Raw genomic sequence first — 18542 nt, 5'->3', positions numbered from 1 at the left:
GAATTGAATCGCGCAGGATGGAAGGTCGGCAGCGGACCGGGTGTCCACGAAGATGCTTCTAGCGATTCTGAGCCAGAAAACGGCGGAACAACGGTGTGGAAGGGCCGGCAGCTAACGGTTGGCCGGGCGGCTAATCATCACGTGGACCCGTGAATGACGAGATCGTAGTCACGACAACGGACCGCAGACGTAGTGCTCGCCACTTCGAGGCGAGGAACCCGGACAGGATGAACGCAAACCCCACGACGGTTGCTGGCGTGATCTCCTGTCCAAGCACGAGCCAGCCGGCCAGCGCCGCGAAGACGGGGATTACGTACTCAATGAAGCTCATCTCGATGGGACCGAGGTCGTCCAGTAATCTGAAGTAGAGCAGGAACCCACCGACGCCGGCGACCACAGAGAGGTATGTGAGTGCGCCGAGCGCGGACGGCGTCCAGGTGGCGGCCGCAAACGACTGGCCGGGGAGCACGAGTACAGCGACGTGGAGGACGACGGCGCCGGTGGCCATCAGCCACGCCTGGGTGGATAGGAACGGCAGCGATGGCGATCGGCTGTGTGTGACGACCGCGGCGACGGCGAACGCGAACGCGGACGCAAGCACAAGTGACACGCCAAGGACGCTGTCCGCGATGTTCGTAGGGTCGGGGTTAGCGATGATGACGACCCCAGCGAACCCAAGCATGACGCCGACCGCAGTGGCGGCGGTGAGCTGCTCATCGGTGGCGACGAGGCGCGTGAGCGCAGGCGTCACGACGGGAACGAGACCCAACAGAACAGCTGCGACACCGCCGGTAACGTACTGCTGACCCGTAAAGAGGAACGCATGATGGGCGCCGATCGTGAGGGTGCCGCCGACGAGCACGTAAACGAAGTCATCCATAGTTCGGGGGTAGACGTCAGCGTCCGAGACGAAGACGGCAGCAAACAGCAGTGCGGCAGCGATGTCGAAGCGTACGGCCGCGAATGGGACTGCGGGGAGATCGGCCAATCCAACGTCGGTTGCCATGAACGCCGTTCCCCAGACAGCGCACAGGAGCAAGAAACGACCGGTCGTCCGGTAACGACTCATTCGTGAGGGGTTCGCTGTCAAGGGGCAAATATGCGTCGAACTGCACGGACTCTCGGGGCATCCGGACCTGCGTGATGGCGGTGGCGGCTGTGTAGTATGCTGTCGCTATCGATGACCGCCAGCTACCCACCGCACGTTTTTCGCGGCTCGGTGTCGGTAACAGTAGTTGAAAACACGCCGATTCTATTCAGCAACGCGCCTCGGTAATCAGTTAATGTCTGATGCCCTCAAACTACCCTTGAGAAGATCGGCAAACAATTGTCTGATTTATGGTAATTGGGCTGAGAGTTGGGGGTCGTGTAGGTGTCTTAGTTGGCACTGTCTAGTTAAGCCAGTTTGAGAAGTGAGCAGTTCGTTGGTTTTGGTGTCTATGCGAAACCAAGAACTGCTCACAGAGACGTTGAACACAGCGAATCTTGAATGTTGGGAGCGAGAGCGGACGGCGAAGCCGTCAAGGGTCGCAGTTGACGAGACCGCTATCAAAATCAACGGCGAATGGTCTTGGCTGTACGCTGCAATAGACCTCGACACAAAATTGATTCTTGACGTGGAATTGTTTGGACGGCATGGGACTGATCCAGCGGCTGCATTTCTTCATGGACTCCGTGAGAAACACGATCTCTCCGACGCTGTGTTTCTCGTTGACCAGTTCGGCTACCGGACTGCCCTCTCCCGCTTAGGGCTCAACGGTCGGGTTGACTATATCGACAGAAACCTCATCGAAAAGTGGTTTCACACCTTCAAAATGCGTATCGCCCGTTTCCATAACTCCTGGGTCGGCAGTCGGGCGAGCGCACGCGAATGGATTGAACAATTCGTACATTACTACAACCGCCAACGACCGCATCAACCACTCGACGAACGAACGCCAGCTGAAGCCGTGCTTAACTAGACAGTGCCCTGAGGAAGAAGTAATCAGAGTTCTGCACTACTGCGATTCTGCTCCGCTTAATGATGACATTGACCGGCTTCTAAGAGCGTGTATGGATAGAGGAATAGACAATATTCGTCGAAATGACCGTGCCCAGTCAGCAATGCACGCCGTAATTATCAATTCGACGGGTGTTCAGGTTGGCCCGACTACTGAGGAGTCATACTCACGCCAGTTTGAACTCGTTCGAGGGTGGAAAAACGACGAAAATCTTAGTCCGGGAGTCCGTCGGTTTGCCCGTAATCTAGAGGGCGACCTCTATGATACGGTTGATGAGGACATAGATTCAATCTAAAATTCCTATCAATCGGCATCTGAGGGGGCCCAGTCAGCATCAAATATATCTTCGAATACCTGCCGAGTTTTTGGCGGTTCGGTCGGAATCTGAAGGTCGCGCGGATCGTCCTCGATGGCCTGCATTAATTCACCAGCGGTGACTTGCTTTCCTTCGCTTAGGTCTTCGCCAGTTTCCTCAGCGCGGAGGATGTTCGTCACCGTCCAAATGTTGAAGGGGTGGGCCGCGAAGTTGAAGTAGAACGCCCGAAGCGCCGGATTCTTCGACCCAGACTTGGCCAAGAAGTCGCGTTTGATTTTCCGGAAGTCCGTTTCGATGCCCCACCGACGGCGGTACGCCTTCCCCAACTCTTCTGGTGGGACTTCCTCCGGGTGAAGGTTCGTGTAGAAGTACGTGTAGTCGTCCATCGGCTCATTAGCCCCTGAGTTCCGTAGTTTCACCGTCTTGTCCGACTCCAGCCCAACCGCGTAGTAGCTATCTTCGTCGAGGTTGCCCACGCCGTAGGAGTAGTACGACGACCGCAGATCGGTACGGGCCATCCCGTTCAGGAAGTGCTTGATGGTCGAAATCGTGTCCGAGTTGTAGAACTCTGTCCCGGCGTCAAGGTAGACGCGGCCGATATCCACGTGTTGCCTGCTCAGCCGGAGCATCCAACGGATATACTTCGAGGCCTTCGACTTGTCTCTGACAAGGAGCACGACCAGAATCAGCGGCGTGTCGGTCCCGACGACAGCGAGCGTGATGTACTTCCACGCCCACGAGTAGTTCCGGCCCGGCTTCGTCCGGCGAATGTACTCGTCACTCTCTGAGTCGCCGTAGAACGGCCAATGCGTGATGTCGATAGCGACCTCTGCATCCTCGGGGAAGTAGTCGTACCGGGCGGCGATCTTGAACAGTTGCTCATTCGCCTCCCGGAACATCCGCATGACTGACTCCCGTGAGGACTTCCGAAGGTGGTGCGTGAGGTTCTGTCCGGTCGGGATGTCGCCGTCGTCGTAGAACGGTTTGTACTTGAGGTTCTTCGCGGCGTCGTTGACGAACCCGTTCCCGTTCGCGGCGGCGATGAGCACCCGGAGCGACGGATCTTTGGTCACTTCCGTGCTGTCGTCGCGCTTCAGTCGGAGGTACTTGAACGTCTTCGAGCGAAGCTCCCGAGCGATCACCTGAACCGGCGGGAACCCCTCGCCGTCAGTGGCTATCGTGTCCGGTGTTGGGCCTCGAAACCAGTGTTCGAGCTTCGTGCCCTGCAAGCGCCGGACCAGCGTTTCAGTCTCGCTCGCGTAGTAGTGCCGCGTCGCGTCCTCTCCATCCAGATTCTCGGTGAGGTTCTCGTTAGTCGGCTTCGACCAGTAGTACGGACGAAGCTGGACCTTCCCGAGTGCCTTTGCGAGCCGATGCTCGGGCGTCTCTAGCTCGTCGTACCGATCCCGTTCCACCGACCAATTGTGGATGCTGTAGGCCTCTGATTTGATTACTTCCCACAGCGGCGGGATGATATTCTTGGCCGGATTGCGCGTCGGGAGGGCCGTGTACCCCCAAGTGTCATACCGCGGGTTGTCGGGTAGCTTACTCTTGGCTTCTCTGTACCGGCTTGAAATCTCCGCCTTTTCTTCTGCCGCTCATGGATTTCACCCTTCGACTCAGGGTCACGGTCGGCGTTCTCGTCTTTCTCCTTTGCCACGACAAATCCCCCCTACTCATCGTCTCGCCACGACCCCCATACCTCCCGATACTTCCCGAGTTCGCGGTACTCCTTCTTCCGCTCGAAGGCATCGATGGCGTAGATCACCTCGTTGTCCTTGTCCCACTCGATCAGGACGCGGAAGTCACCGACACGAAGCTTGTAGCCGGGGTGGTTCTTCAACCGATCAAGAAAGTGGCCCGGGAAGTCGCCGATGTCCTCCAGCTTGTTGATGATCCGCTCGGCTTCCTCTGTCTCAAACTGTTCCAGCGTTTCGACCAACGTCTCCGTCAGAACGACCTCATGAGCCACCGTTCAGCCCTCAGTCGTCGATACCGAGGCGTTCTCGGGCCTCATCTGTGGACATCGTCCGGCCCGCTGCAACGTCCGCGTAGCCCTCTGAGACGCCTTCCTGCGCACCAGGCGTCAGAATCGGCTCCGTGGTATCGCGCAGCACCTCACGGATGAACTCCGAGCGGTTGGTGTAGTTCAGTTCCTCCGAAAGCTCATCAAGCTCGTCCAGAAGCCGCTTCGGCACCTTGACGTTGAGCTTCACCATCTCACCCTCCTCCCCGTTATCCCCGGGCGTGTCCGTGCTCATACGCTGTGGTACGCCGGTGGTACTCAAAGAACTGTCGCTCAGTCGTCCCGCGGATCGCTGACCAGTTCGTAGAGGCCGCTTTCATGGGCTTTTTCGACGTGTCCAGCAGCGACAAGAACGTTTAGACGGTTGTGAATGGTCTGTTTCGACAGGCCAGTCCAATCTACAAGAACAGCAGGCGTACACCGTCCTTTCTGAAGCTCATCAAGGATTTTTCGGTCACTTTCTATCAACTCGTCTGCTTCCATCTTTGTTGCTTGCATGCGTGACTATGGGCATAGGTATTACGAGTGGTTAGTTAGTCCTTTTGGATAGTATGGACTAAATGGATTGACTAACAGTAAATCATATGAGGATGGCGGTGAGAGTGATTGTTGAGAAGCGCGGGACGCCGGTCAGAAGTTGCCCGGGGCGTGTTTGGACCACGCCCGACCGTGCTTCGCTGGAGACCAACGAAGCATGTCAATGAAGACATCCGCCGGACTTCAGGATTCCGGCACGGCGAACGAATCGAACCCCGAAAACGAGGAGGCCGACTCCGCTCTTGCGGAGCTTATCGAGCAACACGAGAACACCGACTGGAGTGACGTTCCAGGCATCAGCGCCGCGGAAGCAGGTGCGTGGACGGCACGACTGATCGAGGCGCGAGAATCCACCCCGGAGGGTCTGTGATGCAGCGTCGTCAGTTCCTCGCCGCGGCCGCAGCACTCACGGCACTTCCGCAGGCGGCACAAGCTGAGGCGGCTGGCAACACGACCACCCCCGGCGAGATCGTCGAAGACCGAAGCGTGACCGACGATGGAACGTACTCGCTCACCGACTGTGGCTCCGTTCCAGGTGGGCTGAACAACGTCCACGTCACGGCAGAAATGAACGACGGCCCGCTCGAAATTGAAGGTGTTCACGAAGAGAACGGCTGGTGCGGTGTCGGGCTCCGCTGGAGTTCTGGCCCTATCGAGGTTGGCACTGGACTCGATCCAGACGACGCCCGCGAGGAGTTCGCTGGCGTGCCCGTGAACCAGTCGGTGCCCGAGGGCACGGACGGCGATGCGGCGGCGCTCTCGCGGCCTCAGCAGAAGCAAGAGCAGACCGTCCCCGACCCACAACGACCACTACCGGCTGTCCCTGCTCACCGGCGAGACGGCCTACGACCCTGGTGAGTTCTCGCAGGCGACCATCGAGATCGAGGTGTCGGACCTCATCGGCATCGAGGACGCACAGACCGCGCACGAGCGGTGGCTGGCGTCCGACGTGGCAGCCGCGTTCAACGAGTCGGTGTATCACCCGTACACCTCGTTGAAGTTCCACACGCTCCTCGTGGCGGCGCTACTGGATAACCCCCGGGCCGATCACGACTTCGGCGATCTCCGGCTCATCGTGGACCCGGCGGGCGACGTCGTCCCGTTCCGCACGGTCTTCAACGGCGACCGCTTCGCGCTCCGTATCGACGAGAACACCGACGGGAGTCCGTCGGCCCGGCTTGGAAGCCGGCCGTGGCGGTCGTGGGCGTCAGTGTGGAACCGCCTGACAGCGCACCCGCTCGATACCGGTCACGACAAGTACGACATGACCCTCGATGCCAACCTTCGGCGGATGCAGTCCTGGAGCGCGGCGCTCCAGTACATCGAAGACTACCACGAGTGGAGGCCCGACCGATGACGGCGATTCAGCAAGTCCTGTGGGAACTGTGGATGGACTACATCGGCCACCCGTACTACGTCTCGGGGAACGCCATCCTGCACGCCCTCGGCCAGCACCTCGATCCCGAGATCCACGGGTCGGTATCGGCCAGTCATGGCGTCTTCGTCCCCGGTCAGTTCGGGACGTTCCCCGAGGAACACACGCAGTCGGGCATCCGGCCGTACCTCGGGAGCGGCCTCCCCGACGTCAAGGCCTACGACGACCTCTTCCTCCAGCGGGAAGCGATGCATCCGTGGCTGCTGGACACCCGCGCTCGGGACGCGCTGAACACGCATGATCTCCGGGTCCACGGCGGCCACCCGGCGCTCGCCCACGAGACGATCATGGGTCGCCGGGAAGACCAGCGGAAGCAACAGCAGACGACGAAGTGGTACGTTCACGCCTACCTCCACGCCGATGACCCGACGGTACTCCCACTCGGCGAGGATGTGCTGGAGGGACTCCAGTTCGGCGGCAAGCGCAACTACGGCTACGGCGAGGTCCAGCTGAAGGACACGCAGATGGTGGACCTCGATGAACTGGACTACTCGCGGCTCGAAGGCGCGGAGACGTACCTCATCGAACTCGTGACGCCGTTCGTGGTGGAGTCGGAGTATCCCGACGCGGACGACCGGCCTGTCCCGTGGTGGTGGGCTGAGAACCGCGACGGTCTCCGGCTTCGTGAGGAGAAGATCCTCGAACAGCGCGAGGTATTCAGACTGGAGACGGTGGACCACGGGCAGGTCGTGAAGTACCTTGGCGACCGTCCGGTGGAGACCGCGAAGAACGGCCTCACGAGGGTCGGCTCGCACTCCCGATACGGCTTCGGTGAACTGCGGCTGAAGCCCCTCGGCGAACAGTATCAGGAATCAGAGAAGTAACGACTAACAAGCAACCGATGGAACACCAGAATCAGGATGAATCGGACGAGAAAAATACAGCGGTGCGGCTGAATAAAGAAATCGTATTACCAACAACTGGTAATGGAACCGCATCGTTCGGTGGGTGCACGAGCTACTGTGACGGGGTTGGTTTGGCGGGTTGGTCTTCGGACGCCGCGTGGTAGATCGCGTCACCGGTCTCGGGGTCAAACAGGTGGAGGCGTTGCTGATCGAAGCACAGACGGATCGTGTCCCCGGTCGAAACGTCCCGGCGAGGTTGGACTTTCACCTGTAGCTCGTCGTCACCGATGGTGCAGTGTAACAGGAGCTGTTCACCGAGCGGTTCTCGGACGGTTACCCTCGCCTCAAAGGACTCCTCGTGTCCAGTGGCAGAGCGCCCAGCCAATAGGACGTCCTCGGGTCGAACCCCGAATGTCAGGCGGCGGTCAACGAGTGCCGAGTTGGAGCCGCCGTCGGGAAGCGGGTGAGCGAACCCCTCGTGGTCGGCAACGAGACCACGGGGGCGGTCGCGAACCCGCACGGGAACCAGGTTCATTGCCGGTTCGCCGATGAATCCGGCGACGAACTGGTTTGCGGGGAAATCATAGAGTTGCTGTGGCGGCGCGACCTGTTGGACGGTGCCGTCGTTGAGGACGGCGACGCGGTCGCCAAGCGTCATCGCTTCGGTCTGGTCGTGGGTCACGTAGACGGTTGTGGTGTCGAGTTCTCGATGGAGTTTCGACAGCTCCGCCCGCATGTGGACGCGGAGCTTCGCGTCGAGGTTCGACAGTGGTTCGTCGAGCAGGAACACGGACGGCTCGCGAACGAGCGCGCGCCCGATGGCCACGCGCTGGCGCTCACCACCGGAGAGGGCGTCTGGGGTCCGGTCGAGTAACTCCGTGATACCGAGTGTTGCGGCTGCGTCGGCGACGCGGTCCTCGATCTCGGCGCTGGAGTAATCGGTGACTGACTGCATCCCGAAGGTCATGTTCTCGGCGGCAGTCATGTGTGGATACAGGGCGTAGTTCTGGAACACCATAGCGATGTCACGGTCCTCGGGTGGTGAGTCGGTGACATCAGTGCCGCCGATCCGGATGGTGCCGGCCGTGGCGTCCTCGAGGCCAGCGATGAGCCGAAGCGTCGTCGATTTGCCACAGCCCGAGGGGCCAACGACGACGAGGAACTCCTCGTCGAGGACATCGAGATCGATCCCGTCAACCGCGGCGATGCTGTCGTAGTGTTTGGTGAGGTCGGTGAGTGTGATCGTACTCATTGGAATCAGGATTGCTGAATCGCGATGGTTTCGCGAAGCGAACGGTGGAAGACCAGCAGTACGGCAAGCGGCGGCAACAACGCGAGCACCGCCGCGGCCATGATGACGCCCCACTGTGTCAAGCCGGCCTGGGCCGCCCCCTGGATGTATCGAATCCCGACCTGGGCGACCTGACTTGGTTTGTCCGTGACCGCGATGAGCGGCCAGAGGAACTGGTTCCAGGAGTAGATGAACGTGATGACGCAGACGCCGGCGATCATGCTGCGGGACATCGGGATCAGCACGGACACCAGGAAGCGAAACGGGCCGACCCCATCCACGTGGGCTGTCTCGACCAGCGAGTCGGGAATCGAGCGGAAATGCTGGCGGAACAGGAACACCGCGGTTGCGCTGGCGATGTACGGCCCCGTGATCGCTAGGAGGGTGTTCGTCCAGCCGAGATCCGCCATCAGCTGGAAGAGGGGCACGATCCGGACTGGAACGGGTAACAACAGCGTGAGCAGAACGAACATGAAGATCGCGCGCTCGTACGGGAGTTCGTAGTAGACGAGCGCGAGCGCGGCCAGCAACGAGAGGGTGACTTTCCCGATGACGACGGCGATGCTCATCACCAGCGAGTTGAGGAGGTAGGTCCCGAAGTTGTACGTTGTGAGCGCGGCCTGGTAGTTCTGGAGGGCGTTACTGCCGGGTCCGATGGTGGTGGGCTGGTAGACTTCGGCGGTCGTTTGCGTGCTCATCAGCACGGCCAACACGAGTGGGGCGGCCATCAGTGCGATCGCGCCGAACAGCCCCAGGTGCATCAGAGCGTTCTCGGGGAGGATGTCACGGTGGGTCGTCCGGGTCGAAGACTGGGCGGTGTCAGTGGCCATTGTATCACGCCCCATACTGTGCGTATCCCTCTGAAACGCGGATTTGGACGTACATCAGTACCGCGACCAGGGCGAACAGGATGACTGACTCGGCCGACGCCAAGCCCAGGCTGTTGAACTCGAAGGCGTCGCGGTAGAGCTTGAATATCAGGAGATTGGTTGCGTCGCCCGGACCGCCGCTGGTGAGGAGGTCCACGATCGGGAACGTGGAGAAGAACGCGTAGATCGTGTTCATCACCGTGAGGAAGACCAGCGTTGGTGCCATCAGCGGGAGGTAGACGCTCCGGAGGCGTCTGAGGTGGCCAACCCCGTCGAGCGTGGCGCGTTCGGTGAGCGTTTTGGGGATCGTGTTGAACGCGGCAACGACGAAGATGATGTTGTATCCGAGCTGCTTCCAGATCGCGACGACGGCGACGACGGTGAACGCCTGCGGGCCGCTGTTGAACCAGTCTAAGGTGAACGGGGTGACCGCTTCGAGGTAGTGGGTGAACACACCGAGGTTCGGGTGTAGGATGAAGTTCAACAGGATCGCGGCGACGGCCGGCGGCAGCGCGTACGGCCAGATGGCGGCGATGAGGTACGCCGACGAACCGACGGACACGGTGAAGAGGAGATATCCGACCGCGATCGACAGCAGGAGGGTTCCGGTGACGACGATGGCTGCGAACAGGACAGAGATCGCGAAGCTGTGGTGGTAGGCGGTTGAGGTCAGCAGCTGAACGAAGTTCTCCGCGCCGACCCAGGCGGTCTGCTGCCCGAGGAACAGGGTTCTGTACAGGCTGAGTCGGAACGTCTCGAGGCCCGGATAGTAGAGGAACGCACCGAGCACGACCACGGAGGGGAGCAGCAGTCCCAGGGCCTGCAGTGTCGAATCGAATGGGGTTGGCTGTGTGGACATGGGTGGTCGGGTTACGCGCTGTCGTCGATGGAGTCGGTGTAGTCCTGGATGGCGCTGGTCGCTTGGGTGTCCATCTCTGCGAGGCCCGCCGAAACGGACATGTCACCGGTGATGATGCTGACCGAGAGCTCCTCGTTGATCGTTCGGACTTCCGGGAACGCGCCCATGACTGCGCCGCGCGTTGCCGGTGTGTCGGTGGTCTCCTGGAGTTGGTCGAAGGCCGTGCGGAAGTTCGGGTGTTCGTCGAACCAGCCGTCGTCCGTGAGCCGGTCGATGACGCTCTGTCGCACCGGGAAGTAGCCGCTGTTGCGGTGCCACCGCAGCTGCTGGTCGGGCTGGGTGAGATACGCGATGAACGCACCGGCGGCCTGTTTCTCCGCAGTCGTCAGTGCGTCCGGAACCCACAGTGAGCCGCCACCGATGACGACGCCTGAGTTGTCTCCGGTCGGGGTTGGGAGGTATGCGGATCCGAGTTCGAAGCCGCGCTGCTTTGCACCGGCCACCAGCGAGACCAGATTCGACGTGGAATCCCACAGCATCGCCGCTTGCTCGGTGAGAAACGCCTGTCGGGCCTCGTCCCACGCCTCGATCCCGGGGTTCAAATAGAGGTCGGCGTTGGCCATGTCGGTCCACCACTGGTAGACCGCGCGTCCGGCGTCGCTGTCGAAGTTAGTCTCCGTGGGTCGGCCGGCACGGCCGTTGTCGTTGTTGACCAGGAGTTGGTTTTGCTTCGCGAACTGCTGTTCGATCTGCATCCACGAGTGATTCGGCCAGGTGAGGCCGTACTCTAGTTGCGTGTTCGAAACAATGGTGCTGGCCGCTGTCCGGAGTTCGGCAAGCGTCGTCGGCGGGGCGTTCGGATCGAGCCCAGCCGCCTCGAAGGCACGCTTGTTGTAGAGCATGATGGTGTTCGAGGAGTTGAACGGCATCGAGTTGAGCGTGCCATCGGTGCGGTAGTAGTTGAGGACCGACGGGAGGAAGTCCTCGCGGTCGATTTTGTCTTCGGGGAGCAGGGAGTCGATGGGAGTGAACGCGTTGCTGTCGAGGGCGATTCGGGTCCCGATCTCGAAGAGTTGGACGATCCCCGGGGGATCGCCGGCCCGCGACGCCTGGAGGGACTGGTTGAGCGTCTCACGGTAGCCGGTCTTGCTCACGGGGTTGATCGAGACACCGTCGGTCTGTGCTGAGAAATCCGCTGCCATCTGCTCGATTGTGGTCGCCAGTTCGTCGCCGAAAACGTGCCAGAAGTCCAGCGTGATGGTGCTGGAGCCGGTATCCGATTGGGTTGTGGCTGTGTTGAGTGCGCCACAACCGGCGAATGCTGTGAGTCCGGCCGTGCCGGCACCGGCGAGGACTGCGCGTCGTGTCGCTGTGGCTCTCCGTGTCTCTGTGGTGGGCGCCATCGGATAACGCAACTCGGGGTCCTCGGATGAGTGCTTATATGAGTTGAAAATATCCGTCCAGACAGTTCTGGAGACCTATTGAGCCGTGCATGGGGCGGCGCGCAGCAATACCGTCGACGTTCCAGAACTGACCCCGGTTTTTAATATCGAACCAGTCGTTGTGTGGGTGGCTGTTGGATTCATGCTCTCGAACGCAACGCGAGTGACAGTCGTGTGCATCGTTTCGGCGGTCGCGCTCTGGCTCGTCGTGAGACGGATCACCGATGCGGCCTGGGTGCAGTTGGTGACGCTCATCGGCGTTGGCGTCTGGCTGCCGACAGTGCTCGCCAAGCGGGTGGGGCGGTGACAGCGGGAGTGTCCGAGGGCCGTGCGTGGTAGCGGGCGTGACTCGAGTGCGGATCGGGAGATCGTCGACGACCACACCGCAGTCAGTTGTGAGGATGGCGCAGGTTCAAAATGAGGGGGTGGGGATGCGTGCGACACGACGCACGTGGCTGCGGGCAGCCCTCAGAACGGAGGACTGTAGTCCTGGTACTCGTCCATGTCCTCCATGCGGTCAGTTTTCGACGGCATGACCGCGGCACGGGGGCCGCCCGAGCGCACGACGGTCACGTCATCGAGGTCGTCGAGGCTTTCGGGGAGGCGACTTTCGATGGCGTTCATCGTCATCGGTGCGATGCCGCAACCCGAGCACGCGCCGCCGATCGCGACGGTCGCGGTGCCGGCTGCTTCGTCGATCTCCCGGATCTCGAAGTTGCCGCCGTGTTGCTGGATCTGGGGGACGTTGTCACTGAGATAGTTGCGCGTCTGTCGTTCGAGGTTGCCTGCGCTCATTGCGGATGTACAGACGCACCATAGTGTCATAAATCCATGGTATTTGGCGAGCCTAAACCAGCTCAAGGAGGGCGATCCGACGTGGAGGCCACTGGAAGCGGTGAACCCACCACGGGGCCAAGCCTCGTGGCACTCGCCTTGAACCGCCTGTAGACAACACCACGACAGAGTGCAGTAGGGCTGAAGGCGCGATAGAGCGAGTTACACATCGATGACGGGGGGTGAGCGAGCGCGATACATCGCTGGCGGTGCCGGTAGAGAGAGAGTGACATGGCCGAATTTGGGGCACAGATCCCGTATCACACCAGGATAAACATCGATTGGGGTTACGCTTTTCAACCAGGGGGTGTACAGCATACGTATGGCTGGTCGCGACCAAGGTGGGACGCACGGAGTCGGCGACGACGCCGGGGTGGGCGGCGATGACGCGGCCGCCGATGGCTCCGGGCATGGCGCTGGTAGCCAACTCGCTGGCTCGGACGCGGCCACAGACGAGGACGCACAGCGGTCGATCCGTGACATGCTTCACGACGACGGGGACGCGTCGGTGTTCGTCAACCGTGACCTCGTGGAGCCGGACACGATCATCGACGAGGAGCGAATCGTCGGCCGCGACGAACAACTGGAGTCGGTGGTGTCGTTTCTGAAGCCAACGCTGCAAGGGAATCGGCCACCGAACATGCTCCTGTACGGGCCCGCGGGAACCGGGAAGTCGCTCATTATCGGTGCGGTCACCCAACAGATCATCGAACTGTGCCACTCCAAGGGTGAGCGGTTCGGCGTTGTGCAGGTCAACTGCCAGCCGATCAACACGCTCGACCAAGCCGTGTACGAACTCGTCCAGACGGTCGCCAGCGATGTCGGCATCGAACCCGGAGTTCCCGAAACCGGAGTGTCGACGAAACGGAAGTACAGACGGCTCTACGACCTCATCAACGAGCATTACGACTCGGTCATCTTCATTCTGGACGAGATCGATCTGCTGGTTGGTCGGCGCGCAAACGACGAGCCGGCGTACTCCAAACTGCTGTATCAACTCTCGCGCGCTAGCAACACGAACGACATCGAAGGCCAAGTGTCGGTGGCCGCACTGACAAACGACCCCAAGTTCATGGAGAACATCGACGGGCGGGCCGAGAGCTCGTTCAATCCCCGCGATATTTACTTCCCGGATTACGACGCCACACAGCTCCGGCAGATCCTCGAAAACAGGCGTGACGCGTTCCGCCAAGACGCGTTGACCGACGACGTACTCCCGCTCGTGTCGGCGTTTGCGGCACAAAGCCATGGTGATGCTCGGAAAGCGATCGATCTGTTCCGTGGAGCCGGCGATCTGGCCGACGAACAGGGGGATCAAACGGTCCGCGAAGACCACGTCCGGGAGTCCCAAGACGAGATCGACAAGGACCGGTCGCTGAAGTTGATCGCGGGGCTGACGACCCAGAAGAAGATTTCCCTGTACGCGACGGCGGCTGTCGCGCACTGTTCGAGTGCAACGCGGAACTCGGTGCCCAGTCCGGTTGGGTTCCAGGTGTACCAGTGGGTCACCGAGGAGATCGATGCCGACCAGATGACCCGGGAGACGTACGTGAAATACGTCAAGGAGTTGTCGACGTATGGATTGGTGTCGACGGCCCGAAAGAGCCGTGGACGCGGTGGCGGAATGTATATGGACTTCACCTTCAGGGGTGATCCGGAGTCGATGATGCATCGGGTTGTCGACGACACGCGACTGGAGAGAGTCGGCACCGAATCCGAGCGGCTCCACGCGGTGGTGAACGCCCAACTTCGAGAGTTCGAGGAGTAGTTGCCAGGCGATTCCCTGCTGCCTTTCGCTTCCCTCCCCACCCCCCGTCTTCGATGTGTAATCTCCTGTCGTGTCTCTGATCAGATCGTCGGCTCCTGCTGGCGATCGTGGCAAGGCCACACCCCCTCCCCGTCATCGATGTGTAAACGATACCACCGAGGGATCGATGGCACACTGGCAACGAAGTGAGACCAAGACAGAAGCAGGGTTCAACGCCGCTGTGACAGGAAGGCGACGTATTAGACGGAGTTCGAATGCTGTCAAGCACTAGTTACGTGTTCTCCTACAACTACCAAATTAACATACAGCTATTGCAGTGCGGTTACTGTTTTCCCTGGTCTATTATAAATCTTTCCTTAATAGTAATACAGTTCGCTGAGAGGGACAAAACCGGCAGAAGGGAGCTGTCCTCGGCGTGTATCGCGGTCGTAGCTCACCTACTGGTTGGTTCGACCGATCCCCCCACCCTGCGGCAATCCCGTTTACACATCGATGACGGGGGGAGGGAGTCCCCCCTCCCTTTTCGCCGCCGACACGTCCAGCTCCCGCATGAATCTCGGCGGGCCGCCCAGCAGGAACGGTGGTACGGGACCCCGCTATCGATCCCGAACCCGCCGCCCCATCTCGTCGGCGGTCAGCAACGCATCACGCACCATTGCTGGTGTAACGTCAAACGGCTCGTCGTGGATCGTCTCGGCTTCGTCACAGGCCGCCTCCGCGACCACGTCCAGGTCTACCTGTTCAGGGTTCGTGATCCCGATCTCACCGAGGGTGACAGGCAACCCGAGTTCGACCGAGAACTCGATGAACTCCTCGATCCTCGCGTCGGAATGCCCCTCCAGCACGAGCTGCGTGATCGTACCGATGTTCACCTTTTCACCGTGGGTCGCGTCGTGCGTTTCCGCGAGCTGCGTGAGGCCGTTGTGCACGGAGTGGGCAGCCGCCAGCCCGCCGCTTTCGAACCCCAGCCCGCTGAGCAGCGTGTTCGCCTCGATCACGGCGTCGACGCTCTCGGTCACGGCATCGTGCTCGACGGCGTCCAGCGCGCCGGCACCGTGCTCACGGAGCGTCTCATAGCACAGCTCGGCGAGCTTGTGTCCCGCGCGGGTTGGTTTCCCACCGACCTCGTTGTCGCCGCCGGACTGTGCGACTGCGTCCGCCTCGAACCACGTTGCAAGCCCGTCTGCGATCCCCGAGCGCAGGAACCGAGCCGGCGCTGCAGCGACCACTTCGGTGTCAACGATCACCAAGTCCGGGTGCTGCTCGTAGTACCAGTAATCCTCGAACTCGCCGTGCTCGCTGTAGATCACTGACAGCGAACTCGTCGGCGCGTCCATCGATGCGATCGTCGGCATCGACACCATTGCGCCGCCGACCTCCTCGCGGACTGCTTTCGCGGTGTCCAGGGCCTTGCCGCCTCCGGCCCCGATAACGATGTCGGCACCCTCGTCGACAGCAACGGACGCGATCCGCTCGATCTCGTCCTCCGAGGACTCCCCGTTGAACACGACCGATGAGCCGTCGAGTCCGGCTTCCGCGAGGCTTTCGTGCACGTCGCTCTCGATCATGTCCATCACGATCTCGTCGGCGACTAGCAATGCTGTGTCACCGAGTGATTCCGCGTGCGTGCCGATGTCGGTCGTCACGTTGCGTCCCTGTACGTACGTCGATGGCGATTTGAATACGCTCGTCATGAGTTAGGCCGTACTAAAAATTCACCGGGGAGCCGCATATACTTTACGAGAACACGCATTATCTCCGGAGAAACCACGTCATACATCCATTATACTGTGCGATCTTTCACGCACACACAGGTCGTCGCGTCGAGCAGCCCCGCAACCGATTCGGCACCGTCTTCCGGTCGCTAATACCACCCGAGCGCTTCGCCGACCGTGGTCACTCCTCGAACCGAAGCAGGTCCTTTTCCCCGAGTTGCATGAGGAAGTGGCCGAGCGTCTCTTCGACCGGCGCAACGCGCTCCGCGTCGTGTTCATCGGCGACGCGAGACGCGATGTCCGCGACGGTGTTGGTGCCATCGCAGGCGCGCCAGACGGTTGCGCCAACCGCATCGAGCACGAGCTTGCGGTCGCGGTCCGCGTCGAAGAGGTCAAACAGGAACCCATCGACGCGGTTCCGCGGGGCGACCGTTCGCGTGATCGTGACCTGCACCACGTCGTCGGTCTGCGTGACCGTCCACTCCTCTGTTGTGCGCTCCGGAATCGCAGTTGGCGCGTGTGTTGTCATGTGTCCTGTGGGTCGCGGATGACGCCGCCGACGAAGACGGCGACGAGAGCGACGAGCGCCACGCCACCGAGCAGCGTCTGTGTGCCGGATGCGAGTCCCACCGCGTACGGCGCGCCCTCGTCGGCGCCGATCCCGAGCACGTAGATCCCGCCGACGACGATCCCCATGATCGCCTCGCCAGTGATCAGCCCGGCGGCAATGATTCGGCCGCGGTAGGTCGCACGTTCCTTTGCCGCCCCGTCGCCGTCGTCGCTGCGCCAGTCAACGTATCGGTCGACGCCCGCCCGCAGCAGCCCGCCGAGGAAGATCGGCGTGGCGAGCGTGATCGGGAGGTAGATGCCGACCGAGAACGGCAACACGGGGACGTCCATCATGATCAACACGATCGCGAAGACGGCACCGATGAGGATCATCCCCCACTGCGCGCTTCCAGTGAGCACTCCCTCCGAGATCAGCGCCATCATGCCGGCCTGCGGAGCGGGGATCGTCTCGCTTCCGATGCCGTACGCTTGGTTGAAAAACGACAGCACCCAGCCCGCGAACACCGACGAGATCGCGATCCCGACCATCTGTGCGATCTGCTGTTTGCGTGGGGTTGCGCCGAGCAGGTAGCCGGTTTTCAGGTCCTGTGAGGTGTCGCCGGCGACCGCCGCGGCGATCGCAACAACGGAGGCGGTCAAGAGCACCACGACCGGATCCGAGACGCCGGTGGATTTCATCGCGAGTGCGGCGATCAGGACGGTCGCGACCGCCATCCCGGAGACTGGGTTCGACGAGCTGCCGACGACCCCGACCAGGTACGCGGACACCGCAACGAACAGGAACGCGGCGACCACGGCAATGACACCGCCCAGAACGCCGAGTTCGACCTGTGGGATCGCAACCAGCGCGATCGTGATCGCGAGCGCCCCGAGCACGACCACTTTCATCGAGAGGTCGCGCTGGGTTCGGGGGATCTGTGTCGCGGTTTCCGATTTGGAGCCGCTGAGTTCGGCGGCCGCGGACGCAAGCGCGTCGCGGATCGTTCCAGCCATCGAGATGATCGCGTAGAACCCGCCCACGATCATCGCGCCCGCACCGATGTATCGCACGTACTGATCCCAGACCGCGTGTGCTTGTCCCATCAGGGTGAGATTCGCCGCCTGATCGGGCACAAACCCGCCCGTGATGAGCAGCGGGATCAACATCATCCACGCCACCAGCCCGCCACCGAACACGTACGCTGCGATCCGCGGACCGATGATGTAGCCGACGCCGATCAGGGCGGGCGTGAAGTCACCGCCGATCGCGAACCCGCGGGTCTGACCCGCCGAGAACGCCGTTTCGAGGGTCGTCTTCATCACGGCCATGCCGTTGGCCAACCACATGTAGATGAAGCTCACGAAGAATCCCAGTGAGATGAGTTTCACCCCGCCGTCGCCTTCCGAGCCGGTTTCGAGCACGTCCGCACACGCCGTGCCCTCGGGGTAGGGCAGCTGTTCGTGCTTGTCGACGATGAGATACCGCCGCATCGGGATCATGAACAGCACGCCGAGCAGCCCACCCAACGCAGCCACGGCCGCGGTTTCGACGATGTTGATGGACTGATCGAGGAACGTGACGCCCGCGATCGTGAAGATCACACCGGCGGCCAGTGCCTCGCCCGCCGAAGTCATCGTCTGTACGATGTTGTTCTCCAGGATCGTGCCGCCGATGCCCGCGTACCGCAGCGCGTAGAACAGTCCCATGCTGATGACTGCCGCCGGGATCGAGGCGCTGATCGTGAGCCCCGACCGCATCCCGAGGTACATGTTCGCAGTGAGCAGCAACACGTTGAGCGCGAGCCCGATCAACACCGCCTTGACGGTGAGCTCGGCGACGTTCTTTCCGGCGGGAACGGTTGGAGCCGGCCCAGGCCGTGTGTGGTCATTTGTCGTGCGATTCGTGTCCGCCGTGGATGGTGACTCCGATGGGTCTTGTGGCATAATCGAATCGGGCGGTCGTCTCCACACCTGCGCCGTCGTCGCGCAGCCCACCGACCACACCAACCGAACTACCGGATTTCGTATGTATGCTAAATCGTCGCTGGTGTGTCCG

The 18542-nt window shown here is 61.3% G+C and carries 18 protein-coding genes and 1 pseudogene; 6 read left to right on the top strand and 13 right to left on the bottom strand.

Annotation, left to right across the window (positions count from 1 at the left end; genetic code table 11):
* Nucleotides 1-130 precede the first annotated feature (130 nt).
* The gene (locus tag JRZ79_RS24905) at nt 131-1069 is read right to left on the bottom strand and encodes a DMT family transporter (protein ID WP_010904143.1); all 939 of its coding nucleotides are present in this window, start codon (nt 1067-1069) and stop codon (nt 131-133) included.
* A gap of 370 nt (nt 1070-1439) precedes the next feature.
* Here JRZ79_RS24905 and JRZ79_RS24900 point away from each other — a divergent pair, with 370 nt between their 5' ends.
* Nucleotides 1440-1961 carry an IS6 family transposase gene (locus tag JRZ79_RS24900; protein WP_010904142.1) on the top strand — a complete coding sequence of 174 codons (522 nt, stop codon included), beginning with the start codon at nt 1440-1442 and terminating at the stop codon, nt 1959-1961.
* 342 nt (nt 1962-2303) lie between these two features.
* Here JRZ79_RS24900 and JRZ79_RS24895 read toward each other — a convergent pair whose 3' ends face one another.
* The 4 genes from JRZ79_RS24895 to JRZ79_RS24880 form a co-directional block, all read right to left on the bottom strand.
* A complete protein-coding gene (locus tag JRZ79_RS24895; protein ID WP_012289637.1) occupies nt 2304-3731 on the bottom strand; it encodes a transposase in 1428 nt (475 codons plus the stop codon).
* A gap of 257 nt (nt 3732-3988) precedes the next feature.
* The gene (locus JRZ79_RS24890) at nt 3989-4288 is read right to left on the bottom strand and encodes a hypothetical protein (RefSeq protein WP_049892715.1); all 300 of its coding nucleotides are present in this window, start codon (nt 4286-4288) and stop codon (nt 3989-3991) included.
* Between the two features lie 10 nt (nt 4289-4298).
* Nucleotides 4299-4577: a type II toxin-antitoxin system Phd/YefM family antitoxin gene (locus tag JRZ79_RS24885; RefSeq protein ID WP_010904139.1), complete on the bottom strand. Its 279-nt coding sequence runs from the start codon at nt 4575-4577 to the stop codon at nt 4299-4301.
* Between the two features lie 38 nt (nt 4578-4615).
* Nucleotides 4616-4840 carry a winged helix-turn-helix domain-containing protein gene (locus tag JRZ79_RS24880; protein WP_010904138.1) on the bottom strand — a complete coding sequence of 75 codons (225 nt, stop codon included), beginning with the start codon at nt 4838-4840 and terminating at the stop codon, nt 4616-4618.
* Between the two features lie 196 nt (nt 4841-5036).
* Here JRZ79_RS24880 and JRZ79_RS24875 point away from each other — a divergent pair, with 196 nt between their 5' ends.
* The 3 genes and pseudogenes from JRZ79_RS24875 (at nt 5037) to JRZ79_RS24865 (ending at nt 7138) form a co-directional block, all read left to right on the top strand.
* Nucleotides 5037-5249 (top strand): hypothetical protein, encoded by a 213-nt coding sequence (locus JRZ79_RS24875; RefSeq protein ID WP_010904137.1) that lies wholly within the window; start codon nt 5037-5039, stop codon nt 5247-5249.
* A 281-nt stretch (nt 5250-5530) separates the two neighbouring features.
* Nucleotides 5531-6236 (top strand): annotated as a pseudogene (locus tag JRZ79_RS24870) (hypothetical protein).
* The gene (locus JRZ79_RS24865) at nt 6233-7138 is read left to right on the top strand and encodes a hypothetical protein (protein WP_010904135.1); all 906 of its coding nucleotides are present in this window, start codon (nt 6233-6235) and stop codon (nt 7136-7138) included. The pseudogene JRZ79_RS24870 and the gene JRZ79_RS24865 overlap by 4 nt, the downstream one beginning before the upstream one ends.
* A gap of 133 nt (nt 7139-7271) precedes the next feature.
* Here JRZ79_RS24865 and JRZ79_RS24860 read toward each other — a convergent pair whose 3' ends face one another.
* The 4 genes from JRZ79_RS24860 to JRZ79_RS24845 are packed head-to-tail and all read right to left on the bottom strand — an operon-like array spanning nt 7272 to nt 11581.
* Complete coding sequence (locus JRZ79_RS24860; RefSeq protein WP_010904134.1) at nt 7272-8411, bottom strand: ABC transporter ATP-binding protein; 1140 nt, start codon at nt 8409-8411, stop codon at nt 7272-7274.
* Nucleotides 8412-8416: 5 nt separating this feature from the next.
* Nucleotides 8417-9280: a carbohydrate ABC transporter permease gene (locus tag JRZ79_RS24855; RefSeq protein WP_049892710.1), complete on the bottom strand. Its 864-nt coding sequence runs from the start codon at nt 9278-9280 to the stop codon at nt 8417-8419.
* Between the two features lie 4 nt (nt 9281-9284).
* Nucleotides 9285-10178, bottom strand: a complete 894-nt coding sequence (locus JRZ79_RS24850) for a sugar ABC transporter permease (RefSeq protein ID WP_010904132.1) — start codon at nt 10176-10178, stop codon at nt 9285-9287.
* An 11-nt stretch (nt 10179-10189) separates the two neighbouring features.
* Nucleotides 10190-11581, bottom strand: coding sequence for an ABC transporter substrate-binding protein (locus tag JRZ79_RS24845; protein WP_010904131.1), 1392 nt, complete (start codon nt 11579-11581; stop codon nt 10190-10192).
* Nucleotides 11582-11762: 181 nt separating this feature from the next.
* Here JRZ79_RS24845 and JRZ79_RS24840 point away from each other — a divergent pair, with 181 nt between their 5' ends.
* On the top strand, nt 11763-11927 hold the full coding sequence (locus JRZ79_RS24840) for a hypothetical protein (protein ID WP_010904130.1): 165 nt from the start codon (nt 11763-11765) through the stop codon (nt 11925-11927).
* A gap of 161 nt (nt 11928-12088) precedes the next feature.
* Here the strand turns inward: JRZ79_RS24840 and JRZ79_RS24835 are convergent, their stop codons facing one another.
* Nucleotides 12089-12415, bottom strand: a complete 327-nt coding sequence (locus tag JRZ79_RS24835) for a NifU family protein (protein ID WP_049892709.1) — start codon at nt 12413-12415, stop codon at nt 12089-12091.
* A gap of 520 nt (nt 12416-12935) precedes the next feature.
* Here JRZ79_RS24835 and JRZ79_RS24830 point away from each other — a divergent pair.
* The gene (locus JRZ79_RS24830; protein WP_173362416.1) at nt 12936-14222 is read left to right on the top strand and encodes an orc1/cdc6 family replication initiation protein; all 1287 of its coding nucleotides are present in this window, start codon (nt 12936-12938) and stop codon (nt 14220-14222) included.
* A gap of 596 nt (nt 14223-14818) precedes the next feature.
* Here the strand turns inward: JRZ79_RS24830 and JRZ79_RS24825 are convergent.
* From JRZ79_RS24825 to JRZ79_RS24815, 3 genes are all read right to left on the bottom strand, one after another.
* A complete protein-coding gene (locus JRZ79_RS24825) occupies nt 14819-15916 on the bottom strand; it encodes a glycerol dehydrogenase (RefSeq protein WP_010904127.1) in 1098 nt (365 codons plus the stop codon).
* Between the two features lie 202 nt (nt 15917-16118).
* Nucleotides 16119-16466 (bottom strand): PqqD family protein, encoded by a 348-nt coding sequence (locus JRZ79_RS24820; protein WP_010904126.1) that lies wholly within the window; start codon nt 16464-16466, stop codon nt 16119-16121.
* Nucleotides 16463-18430 (bottom strand): oligopeptide transporter, OPT family, encoded by a 1968-nt coding sequence (locus JRZ79_RS24815; RefSeq protein ID WP_010904125.1) that lies wholly within the window; start codon nt 18428-18430, stop codon nt 16463-16465. The genes JRZ79_RS24820 and JRZ79_RS24815 overlap by 4 nt, the downstream gene beginning before the upstream one ends.
* Between the last annotated feature and the right edge of the window lie 112 nt (nt 18431-18542).

This window comes from Halobacterium sp. BOL4-2 (assembly GCF_016917835.2).
Lineage (GTDB): Archaea > Halobacteriota > Halobacteria > Halobacteriales > Halobacteriaceae > Halobacterium > Halobacterium salinarum.
Note: the sequence above shows the minus strand (reverse complement) of the source record. Positions and strands in the feature narration are given on the sequence as shown.

Excerpts from the sequence above, each read along its gene's own strand:
- JRZ79_RS24905 (WP_010904143.1), bottom strand. The coding sequence starts at position 1,069 with ATGAGTCGTTACCGGACGACCGGTCGTTTCTTGCTCCTGTGCGCTGTC.
- JRZ79_RS24900 (WP_010904142.1), top strand. The coding sequence starts at position 1,440 with ATGCGAAACCAAGAACTGCTCACAGAGACGTTGAACACAGCGAATCTT.
- JRZ79_RS24885 (WP_010904139.1), bottom strand. The coding sequence starts at position 4,577 with ATGAGCACGGACACGCCCGGGGATAACGGGGAGGAGGGTGAGATGGTG.
- JRZ79_RS24880 (WP_010904138.1), bottom strand. The coding sequence starts at position 4,840 with ATGCAAGCAACAAAGATGGAAGCAGACGAGTTGATAGAAAGTGACCGA.
- JRZ79_RS24875 (WP_010904137.1), top strand. The coding sequence starts at position 5,037 with ATGTCAATGAAGACATCCGCCGGACTTCAGGATTCCGGCACGGCGAAC.
- JRZ79_RS24865 (WP_010904135.1), top strand. The coding sequence starts at position 6,233 with ATGACGGCGATTCAGCAAGTCCTGTGGGAACTGTGGATGGACTACATC.
- JRZ79_RS24860 (WP_010904134.1), bottom strand. The coding sequence starts at position 8,411 with ATGAGTACGATCACACTCACCGACCTCACCAAACACTACGACAGCATC.
- JRZ79_RS24855 (WP_049892710.1), bottom strand. The coding sequence starts at position 9,280 with ATGGCCACTGACACCGCCCAGTCTTCGACCCGGACGACCCACCGTGAC.
- JRZ79_RS24850 (WP_010904132.1), bottom strand. The coding sequence starts at position 10,178 with ATGTCCACACAGCCAACCCCATTCGATTCGACACTGCAGGCCCTGGGA.
- JRZ79_RS24845 (WP_010904131.1), bottom strand. The coding sequence starts at position 11,581 with ATGGCGCCCACCACAGAGACACGGAGAGCCACAGCGACACGACGCGCA.
- JRZ79_RS24840 (WP_010904130.1), top strand. The coding sequence starts at position 11,763 with ATGCTCTCGAACGCAACGCGAGTGACAGTCGTGTGCATCGTTTCGGCG.
- JRZ79_RS24835 (WP_049892709.1), bottom strand. The coding sequence starts at position 12,415 with ATGAGCGCAGGCAACCTCGAACGACAGACGCGCAACTATCTCAGTGAC.
- JRZ79_RS24830 (WP_173362416.1), top strand. The coding sequence starts at position 12,936 with ATGCTTCACGACGACGGGGACGCGTCGGTGTTCGTCAACCGTGACCTC.
- JRZ79_RS24825 (WP_010904127.1), bottom strand. The coding sequence starts at position 15,916 with ATGACGAGCGTATTCAAATCGCCATCGACGTACGTACAGGGACGCAAC.
- JRZ79_RS24820 (WP_010904126.1), bottom strand. The coding sequence starts at position 16,466 with ATGACAACACACGCGCCAACTGCGATTCCGGAGCGCACAACAGAGGAG.
- JRZ79_RS24815 (WP_010904125.1), bottom strand. The coding sequence starts at position 18,430 with ATGCCACAAGACCCATCGGAGTCACCATCCACGGCGGACACGAATCGC.